Here is a 12,209-nt window from a genome sequence, read left to right as displayed (position 1 = left end):
CTCGGACGGGCCCTGTGGGGTGTGGAGGACGAGCTCGACAAGCGCCCGCACGGCCGCTTCTACCACCAGTGGCTCGGGCTGCTGCCGGTCGTCGGCGTCGTCGGGAAGTACCTGGGGGAGGGAGTGGTCGGGGCTCAAGCGTGCCGCCAAGCAGGCCCGCGCCTGGCTGCTCGACCGCGGGTTCGCCTGACCTGTTGATCCTCCGGTCAGGCAGGCTCCGGGGGAACCAGGTAGTGGTAGCGGTGGTGGTCGGTCCAGCCGGTGCCGCGGTAGAGGGCGAGCGCGGCGGTGTTGTCGTCGGCGACGTCGAGCATCCCGTGCCGCGCACCGTGCGCCGCGCCCCAGGCCAGAGCCTGTCCGGTGAGCCGGGACGCGAGCCCGCCCCGCCGCGCGGCCGGGACGACCCACAGCCGTGACACGTAGACGTGCTCGTCGACGACGGCGGCGCGCACCGACGCGACCGGCGTCCCGTCGGCGTCGGCGAGCGTGCCGAACCCGACCTCGACGGGGTCCGTGCTCGTCGCTCTGCTCTGCTCACCGGGACGCAGCAGCACCCCGGCAGACGCCCCGGTCAGCACCGCCCACGCGGGCGCGCCGGGCGCGGGTTCCGGCTCGCCCTGCGCGGCCCACCAGTCGGGTCCGGGCGTCGCGGGCCATCGCGGTGCCGGGCGTCGGACGCGGCGCGGGTGACGAGCACGCTGCAGGTCCCGGGGCCCTCGTCCCGCATCCAGCCCGCCTCGATCACCCGGTTCGACCAGGGCGCGTCCACCGGTGCCTGCACCACCGGGACGATGCCGTGCCGCCCGGCGAACTCCCGCACCCGTTCCAGGGCGCGTTCCACCGGCATCCCCGGGTCCCCGAGCGCGAGCGCGGAGTTCGCCCGCCGGGTCCAGCCGCCCGCCGCGCGCAGCAGCCAGCCGCCCAGCTCCTCGACGACCGGTGCCGGCCAGGCCGTCGCCCGCACGCGTTCCAGCCGGTCCACCGCCGCACGCGACGCCCGCCGGGCCGGGGCGGGCGGCACCTCCCGGACGGCGACGACGGCGTCGCGCCGCACGTGGACCGGCCCCGACCGGGTGTGGACGACGCCGGCGTCGGGCCCGTCGGGCTCCAGCTCACCGACCGCGTCGGTCAGTCCGGGGCCCGGCGCGTCCTCCGGCGCGATGCGGTGGCGCAGGGCACTCGCCGTCCTGCCAGCTCGTCGAGCATGAAGCCGACCACCTCACTCCTGCCCCGCCGGGGGCCGCGGGTTAACCTGCGAGCGTCCCAGTTTGACCGGGCACCCCACCACCACATGATCGCCGGTGCCCGCTGCTCCGAGTGGAGGACCACCGAAGTGACCTACGTGATCGCCGAACCCTGCGTCGACCTGCTCGACAAGGCGTGTATCGAGGAATGCCCGGTGGACTGCATCTACGAGGGTGGACGGATGCTCTACATCCACCCCGACGAGTGCGTCGACTGCGGTGCGTGCGAGCCGGTCTGCCCGGTCGAGGCCATCTACTACGAGGACGACGTCCCCGACCAGTGGGCCGCCTACACCAAGGCCAATGTGGACTTCTTCGAGGAGCTGGGCTCGCCCGGCGGGGCGTCGAAGCTCGGCAAGGTCGACCGTGACGTGGAGCCGGCCAAGAGCCTGCCCCCGCAGGAACACGACGAGTGAGCAGGCTCGACCTCCCCGACTTCCCGTGGGACTCGCTGACCGGCGCGCGCGAGCGCGCGGCGGCGCACCCCGACGGCATCGTCGACCTGTCGGTCGGCACCCCGGTGGACCCGGTCCCCGGGGTGCTGCGGGAGGCGTTGGCCGGACCGGCCGCCGCAGAGCCCGGCTACCCGACGACGCACGGCCCGGCGTCGCTGCGTGAGGCGGTCGTCGCCTCGTTGCAGCGGCGCTTCGGCGTGCCCGGGGTCGACCCGGCCGCGGTGGTGCCCACGATCGGCTCGAAGGAGCTGGTCGCCTGGTTGCCGACGCTGCTGGGACTCGGCGCGGGCGACACGGTCGTCATCCCGGAGCTCGCGTACCCGACCTACGAGGTCGGGGCCCGGTTGGCGGGGGCCGAGCACGTCCGTTCCGACGGCCTCACCGCCGCCGGTCCGGCACGGGTCCGGCTCGTCTGGCTGAACTCGCCGTCGAACCCGACCGGCCGGGTCCTGCCGGTCGAGCACCTGCGCAAGGTCGTGACCTGGGCCCGGGAGCGGGGCGCGGTCGTCGCCTCCGACGAGTGCTACCTCGGTCTGCCCGGCGACGCCGAGCCGGCGCCGCGCTCGGTGCTGCACCCCGACGTCTGCGACGGCGACACCACCGGCCTGCTGGCGGTCCACTCGCTGTCGAAGGTGTCGAACCTGGCCGGGTACCGCGCCGGGTTCGTCGCCGGGGAACCGGCGCTGGTGTCGGGGCTGCTGGAGGTCCGCAAGCACGCGGGCATGATCGTGCCGCGTCCGGTGCAGGCCGCGCTGGAGGCGGCCGTCTCCGACGACGCGCACGTCGCCGAGCAGGCTGCCCGCTACGACGCCCGTCGCACCCGTCTGCGTGCCGGGCTGGAGAAGGCCGGGCTCACGATCGAGCACTCGCAGGCCGGGCTCTACCTGTGGGCGAGCGCGGACGAGCCGTGCCGCGACACCGTGGACCGGCTCGCCGGTCTGGGGATCCTCGTCGCTCCCGGCGAGTTCTACGGGCCGGCGGGCTCCCGGCACGTCCGGGTGGGGCTGACCGCGCCGGACGAGCGCATCGACGCCGCCGTGGATCGGCTCGGGACCGCCTGAACCCCCGACTGTCGTTGCGATAGGCAAGGACCCGGGAGAGGATCGGCGGATCAGTCACGACGCCGGTGGAGCGATCCGGCAGGCGAAGGAGCCGTCGAATGCAGGCACCGCGTCCCGGCAACCCCGGTGGCGCCGACCCGTCCGCGTCGTCCGGTCCCGGCACGCCCTCCGGGCCGGCCGCGCACCGCGACCCGGGTCCGGGGTCGGGGCGACCGGCCGGGAGGCACTCGGCCGTGCGACCGGCACTGGTCCTGTTCGGGGTGCTCGCCCTCGCGGTGAACCTGCGGGCCGGGCTCGCCGGCTACCCGCCGCTGCTGGAGACCGCCCGCGCCGACCTCGGGATCGGGGCGGGCGCGGCGGGTCTGGTCCAGGCCGGTGCGGTGCTGATGATGTCGGCGGGCTCGTTCGGCGCGGCCGCCGTCGCCACCCGGGTCGGCCGTGAACGGCTGCTGGGTGTCGCCGTGGCGACGATCGGGGTCGGCAGCCTGCTGCGGTCGGTGGCGGCACTGCCGGCCCTGGTCGGCGGCTCGGTGCTGGTCGGGCTCGGCATCGGGGTGTCCGGGGTGCTGCTCACCGGGGTCGTGAAGGAGCACCTGGCCGAGCGGGCCGGCGCGGTGACCGGCGCCTACGTCGTCTCGATGATGATCGGCGCAACGGTCGCCTCCGCCGTCGCGGTGCCCCTGGGCGTCGCGCTGGGCGGATGGTCCTTCTCTCTCGCGGTGTGGGCGGTGCCCGCGGTGCTCGCCGTCGCGGTGTGGGCACCGGTGGCGAGCCGGATCGGTCGTGCCCGTCCGGACACCTCGGACGCGCGGGGAACGTCCGACGACGGCCCGTCGGTCGCCGAGGAGGTCCGGGTCCGCCACGACCCGTTCGCCCGGCGCATCGCCTGCTACCTGGCGGGCTCGTCGACGATCTTCTACGGCTGGCTGACCTGGCTGTCCCCGTTCTACGAGTCCCAGGGCTGGTCACCGCAGGCAGCAGGGCTCCTCCTCGCGGTGTGGAGCATCGCGCAGATCCCGGCGGCCCTGCTGTTCCCGGCCGCGGCCGAGCGACGACGCCGGTGGCGGTTCTGGGCGGCCCTGACCGTCCTCAGCTCCGCCGCGGGGACGCTCGGGGTGCTGCTCGCCCCCGCGCCGGGCTCACCGCTGCCGTGGCTGTGGGCGGTCCTGATCGGCGTCGGGGTCGGCGCGGGGTTCCCGCTGGGGCTGACGGTGATCGCCTGGCGGACGCCGACCCCGGCCCGCAGCGCCGCCGTCAGCGGGTTCGGCCTCGGGATCGGCTACTTCTGCGCCGGGATCGGGCCGCTGGTGATGGGGGTGGTCATCGACGCCGCCGGGTTCCCGCCCGCGATCGGGCTGCTCCTGATCGGTGCCGTGCTGCAGGGCGTCGCGGTGGTCCGGATCGGGGACCGCCCGCGCTGAGCGGTCGGCTCAGAGGGCCTCGGCCTGCTCGGCCAGGTGCTCCCATGCGGCCCACCACTGCTCGCGCAGCGCCTCGGCGCGGGTCCGTTCGCGCTCGACCAGCCGGCCGCCGACGAAGACCTCGTGGGCGTCGGGTCCGGGGCCCAGCTCGTCGAGCAGGGCGCGGATGCGGTGCTCGGCGACGCAGGCGTCCTGGTGGTCTCCCAGGACCTCCTGCAGCCCGGCGGCGGCCTTGAGCATCCGCCGGACCTGGCGGGCGTCCTCGGTGCGGGACCCGTCCTCGTCGCGCATCGCCGGCTCGACGAGCTCACCGGTGTAGCGCAACCGCTTGGTGCGGATCCGCAGGTCGTGCAAGGTCATGTCCGGCGGGTTCGGCCCGGCGCGACGCACCGCCTTCACGAGCTTGCGGGTCTCGGCCCGGACCAGCTCGATCAGCTCGGGGCGGGCGACCTCCGCCGGCGGCTCCGGCAGCGGCGCCGAGACGGCCTCGACCAGCGAGCGACGCAGTGCGGCGTACCGGTCGGAGTCGAGCTCGTCCAGCATCTCGGCGCGGGCACCGACCCGCTCGGCCTCCAGCACCGCGACCAGCCGCTCACCGGCGGCCAGCTCGGCCGGGGGCAGCGTGGACACCTCGCCGCGCAGGCGGTCGATCATCACGTCGAGGTCGCGCACCGGGCCGAGCGCCCGGCCGAGCCGGCCGAGCTCGGCCCGCAGCAGGTCCGCCCAGGTCTGATCGAGCAGGGGGCGGGCGGCCTTGAGCGCCGCCCGCATCCGCCGCACCGAGACCCGCATCTGGTGCAGGTCCTCGATGTCGGACCCGTCGCGCACACCGGGCTCGTGCCGCAGCATCGCGCGCAGCCGCTTGTCCAGCAGCGCACGGACGTGCGCCACCGCCGGGTCCTGCGGCCCCGCGGTCAGCGGCTCACCGAGGTCCGCGGCGCCGTAGAGGTCGTTCCCCGGAGGCTGCGCAGCCCCGTCCGTACCCACCATGTCCCTGCCGTCCTGCTTCTGTGGGTGTTCCGCCGTGAACCGCTGCCGGGCCGTCAGTTGGCGTGCAGCGCGGCGTTGAGGGCGATGCCGTCGCCGGTGCGGGCCAGCACCTCGACCGCGCCGGACACCGAGTTGCGACGCAGCAGCAGCCCGTTGCGGCCGGACAGCTCGCGTGCCGCGGTGGTGCTGCCGTCGGGCAGCGTGACCTTGGTGCCCGCGGTGAGGTAGAGGCCGGCCTCGACCACGCAGTCGTCGCCGAGGGAGATGCCCAGGCCGGCGTTCGCGCCGAGCAGGCAGCGGCGGCCGATCGAGATGACCTCCTTGCCGCCCCCGGACAGCGTCCCCATGATCGAGGCACCGCCGCCGACGTCCGAGCCGTCCCCGACGACGACCCCGGCCGAGATCCGGCCCTCGACCATCGACGCGCCGAGGGTGCCGGCGTTGAAGTTGACGAAGCCCTCGTGCATGACGGTCGTGCCCTCGGCCAGGTGCGCGCCGAGCCGGACGCGGTCGGCGTCACCGATCCGCACGCCGGCGGGGATCACGTAGTCGACCATCCGCGGGAACTTGTCGACGTGGGTGACGGTCACCGGTCCGCGGCCGCGCAACTTCGCCCGGGTGAGCTCGAACCCGGGGACCGGGCACGGGCCGTGGTTGGTCCAGACGACGTTGGCGAGCAGCCCGAACTGGCCCTCGAGGTTCACCTGGTGGGGCTGGACGAGGCGGTGGCTGAGCAGGTGCAGCCGCAGGTAGACGTCGGCGGCGTCGGCCGGTGCGTCGGCGAGCGAGCCGATCTCGGTGCGCACGACCTCGGTGCGGACCCCACGCAGCTTGTCCGTCCCGACGAGGGGCTGCAGCTCGGCACCGTCGTCGGACGCGTCCCCGCCCAGCACCGGAGCCGGGTACCAGACGTCGAGGACGGTGCCGTCGGTCGTGACCGTGGCCAGGCCGGTTCCGGAAGCGCCTTCGCGGCGGTACTCGGTGCTCACGGGCCCCGAACCTACCGTCCCGCCGTCGCCCACGGCACGCCGCGGTGGGTGCGCCGGGACACGTCGGCATGCTCGGCGGCCCGCACCGCGAGCAGCACCGCGGCGGCCTGCAGGTAGCGGAGCACCGCGGCCGGCGCGAACGGCGGCGGTGGTGGGTCCGGGAGCCGCCCGCACGCCCGGCACCGGGCCTGCAGCACCATCCAGTGCTCGACCGTCGGCGGTGGCGGCGCGGTGCGGAACTGCGCGACCCGCACCTCCCACACACTGCGCCGACGCATCGCGTCGCGCAGCGCCCGATCCCGGTGGAACGTCTCCGGCGGGCGCGCGCAGCCGTACCGGTCGCCCCACCACTCACCGGGCAGCGGATCGAGGATCACGTCCAGATGCGACGGGAACCGGCGGCCCGCCCCGTCACGCAGGTCACCCGGCGGGTCCTCCATCGGCGGCACTCGCCGGTTCTCCGCGTCCACGACGACCATCCGCAGCCCCGCGACCGCCAGGATCGCCGCCAGCGTGTCCAGCGCCGGCGCGAGCGACCGGCTCTCGATCCGAGCGATGGTCGACGGCGCCAGCCCCGTCCGCTCCGCGAGCTCCCGCTGTGACAGGTCCGCGCTGCGCCGCACCCGCCGGACGAGCCCGGACAGATCGGGCACGACGACGTCGACCGGCGCCGGCGGCGGCTCCTCGGGCAACCGGTCGCCCTCGATGATGTCCATGCCTCGACCCTGCGCCCACGAGCCCGGGATGCACCGGTGACCTGCGAACCTGTGGACAACTCGCCCGCTTGTGGACAACCGCCCGTCAGCGGTTCCGGCCACGGGCGACGCAGCGCCCGCGGCCCGGGCGGCCGTCCCGGCGGTGGTCGTCCGTGCCTCGCTTTGCTCTGCTCACCGATACGCAGCGGGCGCCCCCGGGGACGCCCCTGGAGGCGGCCGGAGACCGTTCGCAACCCCGGTCGTGCCCGGCGACGGTAGGGGCGTGCGAAGCGCTCGTGGGCCCGTGCTGCGTATCGGTGAGCAGAGCAAAGCGACGACCGAGGAGCCCTCCCCGGCGGCGCGCGCGGCGGGCCGGACCGCCGACCCGGCGACGCGCGGGACCGGTCCGGGGCTCCCGGGTGCGGGCGGGTCGCGGGTGAGGGCTGTCCTGGTGGAGGGCTGTCCTGGTGGGTCGGTAGCGTCGGGCCGGTGACGACGACGCTGCCCGCGCTGGACCTCACGTCCGACCCGGTGACCCTGACCGCTGCGATGGTAGACATCGCCAGTGTGTCCGGGGAAGAGCGGCGGCTCGCCGACGCGCTCGAGGTCGCGCTGCGGTCCCAGGCGCCGCATCTGGAGGTGCTGCGGTCCGGTGACGCGGTGCTCGCGCGCACGAACCTGGGGCGTCCGCACCGCGTGCTGCTGGCCGGGCACATCGACACGGTGCCGATCGCGGACAACGTGCCGTCGCGCCGTGCCGACGGGATCGTGCACGGCTGCGGCACCTCGGACATGAAGTCCGGCGACGCGGTGTTCGCGCACCTCGCGGCCACGCTGGCCGCGCCGCGCCACGACCTCACGCTGATCTTCTACGACTGCGAGGAGATCGAGGCGGAGCGCAACGGGCTCGGCCGCATCGAGCGCGAGCACCGGGACTGGCTCGACGCCGACCTCGCGATCCTCGGCGAGCCCACCGACGGCGCGCTCGAGGCCGGCTGCCAGGGCACCCTGCGCGTCGAGCTGCGGACCGCGGGGCGGCGCTCGCACTCGGCGCGCTCGTCTGGGGGGGACAACGCGATCCACCGGGCCGCGGAGATCCTGTCGCGGCTGGCGGCCTACCGGCCGCGGTGGGTGGACATCGACGGCTGCGAGTACCGCGAGGGGCTGCAGGCGGTGCGGATCGGCGGCGGGGTCGCGGGCAACGTCGTCCCCGACGAGTGCGTCGTCACGGTGAACTTCCGGTTCGCTCCGGACCGGTCGGCCGAGCAGGCCGTTGCGCACGTCCGGGAGGTGTTCGACGGGTTCCCGCTCGTCGTGACCGACCTCTCGCCGGGTGCGCTGCCGGGCCTGTCCGCACCGGCGGCCGCGGAGTTCGTCGCCGCGACCGGGGCGGTGCCGCGGGCGAAGTACGGCTGGACCGATGTATCGCGCTTCGCCGCGCTAGGCATCCCGGCGGTCAACTACGGGCCCGGCGACCCGAATCTCGCCCACACCCGCGAGGAGCACGTCGCCGAGGACGCGATCACCGCCTGCACCGCGGTGCTGCGCCGCTACCTCGCGGGCGACTCCGCCTGATCGGAGCTTGCCTGATCGGAGCTCGTCTGACCGGAGCTCCTCTCGCGGGAGCCCCTCTGGCCGGAGCCCTCTGGCCGGAGACCGTCTGACCGAAGGCGCCGGACGGCCCGCACCCGGGCGACACCGCCGCCGACACTGCTGCGGGCACCCCGTCGGGCCGGCCGACACCGCCCACGACCCCACCGGCGCGGCCCAGTCGTCGCGGCCCGAATACCGTGATCACCATGGCCGACGAGAACGCCGATCCCCGGACGCTGCACGAGAAGCAGCCCGAGAAGCAGCGAGGCCCGGTGGTGCTGCGCGGCGAACGCAGCATCGAGCCGACCACCACCGACCAGCGGCTGCTCGACTCGCGCGGCCCGGCGGACTGGGTGCACACCGACCCGTGGCGGGTGCTGCGCATTCAGGCCGAGTTCGTCGAGGGGTTCGGGATGCTCGCCGAGCTCCCGCGCGCGGCGACCGTGTTCGGCTCGGCCCGCACGAAGGTCGGCTCCCCGGAGTACGAGCTGGGGCGCGAGCTCGGGGCGCGGCTCGCCGGAGCCGGGTTCGCCGTGATCACCGGCGGCGGTCCGGGCGCGATGGAGGCCGCGAACCGCGGCGCCTCCGAGGCGGTGTGGCTCTCGGTCGGGCTCGGCATCGAGCTGCCGTTCGAGCAGGGCCTGAACCCGTGGGTCGACCTCGGGATCAACTTCCGCTACTTCTTCGCCCGCAAGACGATGTTCGTCAAGTACTCGCAGGCGTTCGTCTGTCTGCCCGGCGGGTTCGGCACGCTCGACGAGCTGTTCGAGGCGCTCGTCCTCGTCCAGACCAAGAAGGTCACCAAGTTCCCGGTCGTCCTGCTCGGCAGACTCGACTACTGGGGCGGTCTCTACGACTGGATCGCCAGTACCGTCCTGGTCGACGGCAAGATCAGCGAGAAGGACCTGGACCTGCTGCACGTCACCGACGACATCGACGACGCCGTCGACGTGGTCAACGAGGCTACCACGCCTGGGAGGAGACGCACTGCCGTCCGGGAGGACGCACTGATGGCCGGTCCGGCCCGGGTTCGCCGTCTGCGTCTACTGCGCACGCTCCGACGGCGTCGCCCCGCACTACCTCGACCTCGCCCGCGAGGTCGGCCGCGCCGTCGCCGCCCGCGGCTGGACGCTCGTCTCCGGTGGGGGCCGCAAGTCGATGATGGGCGCGGTCGCGGCCGGCGCCCGGGCCGGCGGCGGCCGCACCGTCGGGGTCATCCCGCGGTCCATGGTCGAGCGCGAGTGGGCCGACCACGACAGCGACGAGCTGCTCGTCGTCGAGAGCATGCGTGAGCGCAAGCAGCAGATGGAGGACCGCGCGGACGCGTTCCTCGCGCTGCCCGGCGGCATCGGGACCTGCGAGGAGCTGTTCGAGGTCTGGACGGCCGGGACGCTCGGCCTGCACGGCAAACCGGTCGTGCTGCTCGACCCCGACGGCCACTGGGACGGCCTCGTCGAGTGGGTCGCCGGGCTCGTCGACCGCGGGTTCGCCTCGCGGGCCCCGATCGAGCGGCTGCGGCAGGTCCGCGGTGACGACGCCGCCCCGGCCGACCCCGCGGGGCTGGCCGGCGTGGCGCTCGACGAGTGCGCCCGTCCGCTCGTCTGAGCCCGTGACCCTCGCCGCCCGGCTCGCCGCCCGCAAGGACGGCCGTCGCGTCGCCGTCGTCCTGCCCGCCCTGGACGAGGAGGCGACGGTCGGTCCGCTCGTCGCGGGGCTGACCCGGCTGTGCGAGGGCGACCCCCCGCTGGTCGACGACCTCGTCGTCCTCGACTCCGGCAGCACCGACCGCCACCGGGGAACGCGCCGCCGCGGCCGGGGCTCGGGTGCTCGGCCGGGAACGGGCGGTGCCCGGTGTCCGGTGCTGCCGGGCAAGGGCGAGGCGATGTGGCGCGCCGTGGTCGCGCTGGGGAGCGGGCCACGCCCCGCCGACCTGGTCTGCTTCGTCGACGCCGACCTCGTCGACCCGCACCCGAGCTCGTCGAACGGCTCCTCGCCCCGCTGCTCACCCGGCCCGGGACAGCGCTGGTCAAGGGCTACCACCGGCGGCCGCTGACCGGCCCCGGCGGCTCCGTAGGCCCCGGCGGCAGCGACGACGCGGGCGGGCACGAGGGCGGCCGTGTGCCCACCGAGCTGCTCGCCCGCCCTGCTCGCCGCGCTCCGGCCCGGGCTGCGGCACGTCCGCCAGCCCATCGGCGGTGAGTACGCCGCGACCCGGGAGCTGCTCGACCGGCTCCCGTTCGCGACCGGCTACGGCGTCGACATCGGCCTGCTGCTCGACACCGACGCCGACACCGTCGTCGGCGGGACCGCGGCCATCGCACAGGCCGACCTGGGCGTGCGCCGGCACCGCAACCGTCCGCTGCACGAGCTCGGCCGCACCTCCCGGGAGGTCCTCGCCACGGCCCTGTCCCGGTGCGGGGTCGACGACTCCGGTGCAGGCCTGACCGCGTTCCTCCCCGACGACGTCTGCTCCGACGACGCCCGTCCCGGCCACGGCGTGGAGACGGGATGGCGCGCCGGAGACCCGTCCGCTGCGCCAGGTGGACCGGCCCCCACCAGGGCGGGTGCGCGACGGAGGGTCCGCCGAGCCGGTGGTCGCGCCCGCCGCCCGCGTGGGGTGGGACCCTCGTCGGACCGGCGTTGATGTGATGGCGGCATGGGGACCGCCCTCGCGTACGTGATCGTCCTGGCCGGCGTCGCCGCGCTGGTCTTCGTGTTGGCGGCCGCGGTCTTCGGCCCGTGGGGAGGAGCTCGCCCCGCTCGCCCCGGACGCGACGCGCCACCCGGCTGCCCGCCCGCGAGGTGTCCGGCGCCGACGTCCGCGACCTGCGTTTCCAGCAGGTGCTGCGCGGATATCGGATGGCCGAGGTGGACTGGGTACTCGACCGGCTGGCCGGCGAGCTGACCGGTCCGGTCCGACGGCACGAGCTCGCCGACCGTGCCCCGGTTGGAGCGACGATCGCGCGGATGCGCGCCGAGGAGGACCCCGGTGACGGGCAACGACAGCAGTGGTGACCGCGGGACCGCAGGCGGGGTCGGCGACCGGACCCCGGGCGTGCGGCGGCCGGCGGCGGCGGCCGGGTGGAGCTGACCGTCCCGGTCGACGTCAACGTCCCCGCCGACGTCCTGTGGGAGGTCGTGTCCGACCTCGAGGGCCAGTCGGACTGGATGCTCGGCACCACCGTCGAGATCACCGCGGGAGACGGTCGCTCGGTCGGCACCCGACTGCGCGCGGTCCCGGGGTCGGGCCGCTCGGCGTCGCCGACACGATGCGGGTCACCGAGTGGACCGAACCGCCTGTGGGGACGACGGGGGAGCGGCGGATCGTCGTGACCCACACCGGCACCGTGATCCGCGGCGACGGCGTGTTCGTCGTCGTCGAGCTCGGCCCGGCCCGGTCGCGGTTCCTGTGGACCGAGCTGCTCGACCTGCCGCTGGGGGCGCTCGGCCGGTTCGGCTGGCCGCTGGTGCGTCCCGCTTTCCGGGCCGGGGTCGCGCACATCGCTGCGGCGGATGGCCGAGGCGACCGAGGACCGCTACCGGTCTTGCTTTGACCGATGACGACGCCGGCGATCACGCCCCCCGACGACCGCGGCCGCTGCGACTGGGCGCTCTCGGCCCCCGACTACGTCGCCTACCACGACGACGAGTGGGGCCGGCCCGTCCATGGCACCGCGGCGTTGGTTCGAGCGCCTCACCCTCGAGGGTTTCCAGTCCGGCCTGTCCTGGATCGTCGTGCTGCGCAAGCGCCCCGCGTTCCG

General features: G+C 75.2%; 13 protein-coding genes and 5 pseudogenes. 13 read left to right on the top strand and 5 right to left on the bottom strand.

Going from position 1 to position 12,209, the window contains the following annotated elements; all coding sequences use genetic code 11:
* Positions 1-198, top strand: a pseudogene (locus KPL57_RS26335) (hypothetical protein); the annotation flags it as partial.
* An 8-nt stretch (positions 199-206) separates the two neighbouring features.
* Here KPL57_RS26335 and KPL57_RS26330 read toward each other — a convergent pair.
* Positions 207-578: an N-acetyltransferase gene (locus tag KPL57_RS26330; protein ID WP_226353560.1), complete on the bottom strand. Its 372-nt coding sequence runs from the start codon at positions 576-578 to the stop codon at positions 207-209.
* A complete protein-coding gene (locus KPL57_RS26325) occupies positions 572-1,054 on the bottom strand; it encodes a hypothetical protein (protein WP_226353559.1) in 483 nt (160 codons plus the stop codon). Before KPL57_RS26325 ends, KPL57_RS26330 begins: the two co-directional genes overlap by 7 nt.
* A 279-nt stretch (positions 1,055-1,333) precedes the next feature.
* Here KPL57_RS26325 and fdxA point away from each other — a divergent pair, with 279 nt between their 5' ends.
* From fdxA to KPL57_RS26310, 3 genes are all read left to right on the top strand, one after another.
* The gene (gene fdxA, locus KPL57_RS26320; RefSeq protein WP_075308199.1) at positions 1,334-1,660 is read left to right on the top strand and encodes a ferredoxin; all 327 of its coding nucleotides are present in this window, start codon (positions 1,334-1,336) and stop codon (positions 1,658-1,660) included.
* Complete coding sequence (dapC, locus tag KPL57_RS26315; RefSeq protein ID WP_226353558.1) at positions 1,657-2,760, top strand: succinyldiaminopimelate transaminase; 1,104 nt, start codon at positions 1,657-1,659, stop codon at positions 2,758-2,760. The genes fdxA and dapC overlap by 4 nt, the downstream gene beginning before the upstream one ends.
* 98 nt (positions 2,761-2,858) lie before the next feature.
* On the top strand, positions 2,859-4,181 hold the full coding sequence (locus KPL57_RS26310; RefSeq protein ID WP_226353557.1) for a CynX/NimT family MFS transporter: 1,323 nt from the start codon (positions 2,859-2,861) through the stop codon (positions 4,179-4,181).
* A gap of 9 nt (positions 4,182-4,190) precedes the next feature.
* Here the strand turns inward: KPL57_RS26310 and KPL57_RS26305 are convergent, their stop codons facing one another.
* Genes KPL57_RS26305 through KPL57_RS26295 form a run of 3 tightly spaced genes read right to left on the bottom strand, consistent with a single transcriptional unit; the run spans position 4,191 to position 6,876 of the window.
* Positions 4,191-5,171, bottom strand: coding sequence for a CHAD domain-containing protein (locus KPL57_RS26305; protein WP_226353556.1), 981 nt, complete (start codon positions 5,169-5,171; stop codon positions 4,191-4,193).
* A 53-nt stretch (positions 5,172-5,224) separates the two neighbouring features.
* Positions 5,225-6,160: a 2,3,4,5-tetrahydropyridine-2,6-dicarboxylate N-succinyltransferase gene (gene dapD, locus KPL57_RS26300; protein WP_226353555.1), complete on the bottom strand. Its 936-nt coding sequence runs from the start codon at positions 6,158-6,160 to the stop codon at positions 5,225-5,227.
* A gap of 11 nt (positions 6,161-6,171) precedes the next feature.
* Complete coding sequence (locus KPL57_RS26295) at positions 6,172-6,876, bottom strand: helix-turn-helix transcriptional regulator (protein WP_226353554.1); 705 nt, start codon at positions 6,874-6,876, stop codon at positions 6,172-6,174.
* A gap of 480 nt (positions 6,877-7,356) precedes the next feature.
* Here KPL57_RS26295 and dapE point away from each other — a divergent pair, with 480 nt between their 5' ends.
* The 9 genes and pseudogenes from dapE to KPL57_RS26255 all read left to right on the top strand — a co-directional run.
* Positions 7,357-8,430: a succinyl-diaminopimelate desuccinylase gene (gene dapE, locus KPL57_RS26290; RefSeq protein WP_226353561.1), complete on the top strand. Its 1,074-nt coding sequence runs from the start codon at positions 7,357-7,359 to the stop codon at positions 8,428-8,430.
* A gap of 224 nt (positions 8,431-8,654) precedes the next feature.
* A pseudogene (locus tag KPL57_RS26285) lies at positions 8,655-9,436 on the top strand (TIGR00730 family Rossman fold protein); the annotation flags it as partial.
* A gap of 104 nt (positions 9,437-9,540) precedes the next feature.
* Positions 9,541-10,053: pseudogene (locus tag KPL57_RS26280) on the top strand (TIGR00730 family Rossman fold protein); the annotation flags it as partial.
* A 4-nt stretch (positions 10,054-10,057) separates the two neighbouring features.
* Positions 10,058-10,501 (top strand): hypothetical protein, encoded by a 444-nt coding sequence (locus KPL57_RS26275; protein WP_226353553.1) that lies wholly within the window; start codon positions 10,058-10,060, stop codon positions 10,499-10,501.
* Between the two features lie 63 nt (positions 10,502-10,564).
* Entirely contained in the window at positions 10,565-11,092 is a 528-nt protein-coding gene (locus KPL57_RS26270) for a hypothetical protein (RefSeq protein ID WP_226353552.1), read from the top strand.
* A 12-nt stretch (positions 11,093-11,104) separates the two neighbouring features.
* A pseudogene (locus KPL57_RS26265) lies at positions 11,105-11,463 on the top strand (DivIVA domain-containing protein).
* A 66-nt stretch (positions 11,464-11,529) separates the two neighbouring features.
* A complete protein-coding gene (locus tag KPL57_RS70290) occupies positions 11,530-11,781 on the top strand; it encodes a hypothetical protein (RefSeq protein ID WP_308253019.1) in 252 nt (83 codons plus the stop codon).
* Complete coding sequence (locus tag KPL57_RS70285; RefSeq protein WP_308253018.1) at positions 11,778-12,002, top strand: hypothetical protein; 225 nt, start codon at positions 11,778-11,780, stop codon at positions 12,000-12,002. The genes KPL57_RS70290 and KPL57_RS70285 overlap by 4 nt, the downstream gene beginning before the upstream one ends.
* 3 nt (positions 12,003-12,005) lie before the next feature.
* Positions 12,006-12,209: pseudogene (locus tag KPL57_RS26255) on the top strand (DNA-3-methyladenine glycosylase I); the annotation flags it as partial.

The sequence above is a fragment of the Pseudonocardia sp. ICBG601 genome, from assembly GCF_020496245.1.
This window is presented reverse-complemented; position numbering and strand designations above follow the sequence as displayed.

What these genes read in the sequence shown, in the direction of transcription:
- KPL57_RS26295 (WP_226353554.1), bottom strand. Translation starts at nt 6,876, where the DNA reads ATGGACATCATCGAGGGCGACCGGTTGCCCGAGGAGCCGCCGCCGGCG.
- KPL57_RS26310 (WP_226353557.1), top strand. Translation starts at nt 2,859, where the DNA reads ATGCAGGCACCGCGTCCCGGCAACCCCGGTGGCGCCGACCCGTCCGCG.
- KPL57_RS26305 (WP_226353556.1), bottom strand. Translation starts at nt 5,171, where the DNA reads ATGGTGGGTACGGACGGGGCTGCGCAGCCTCCGGGGAACGACCTCTAC.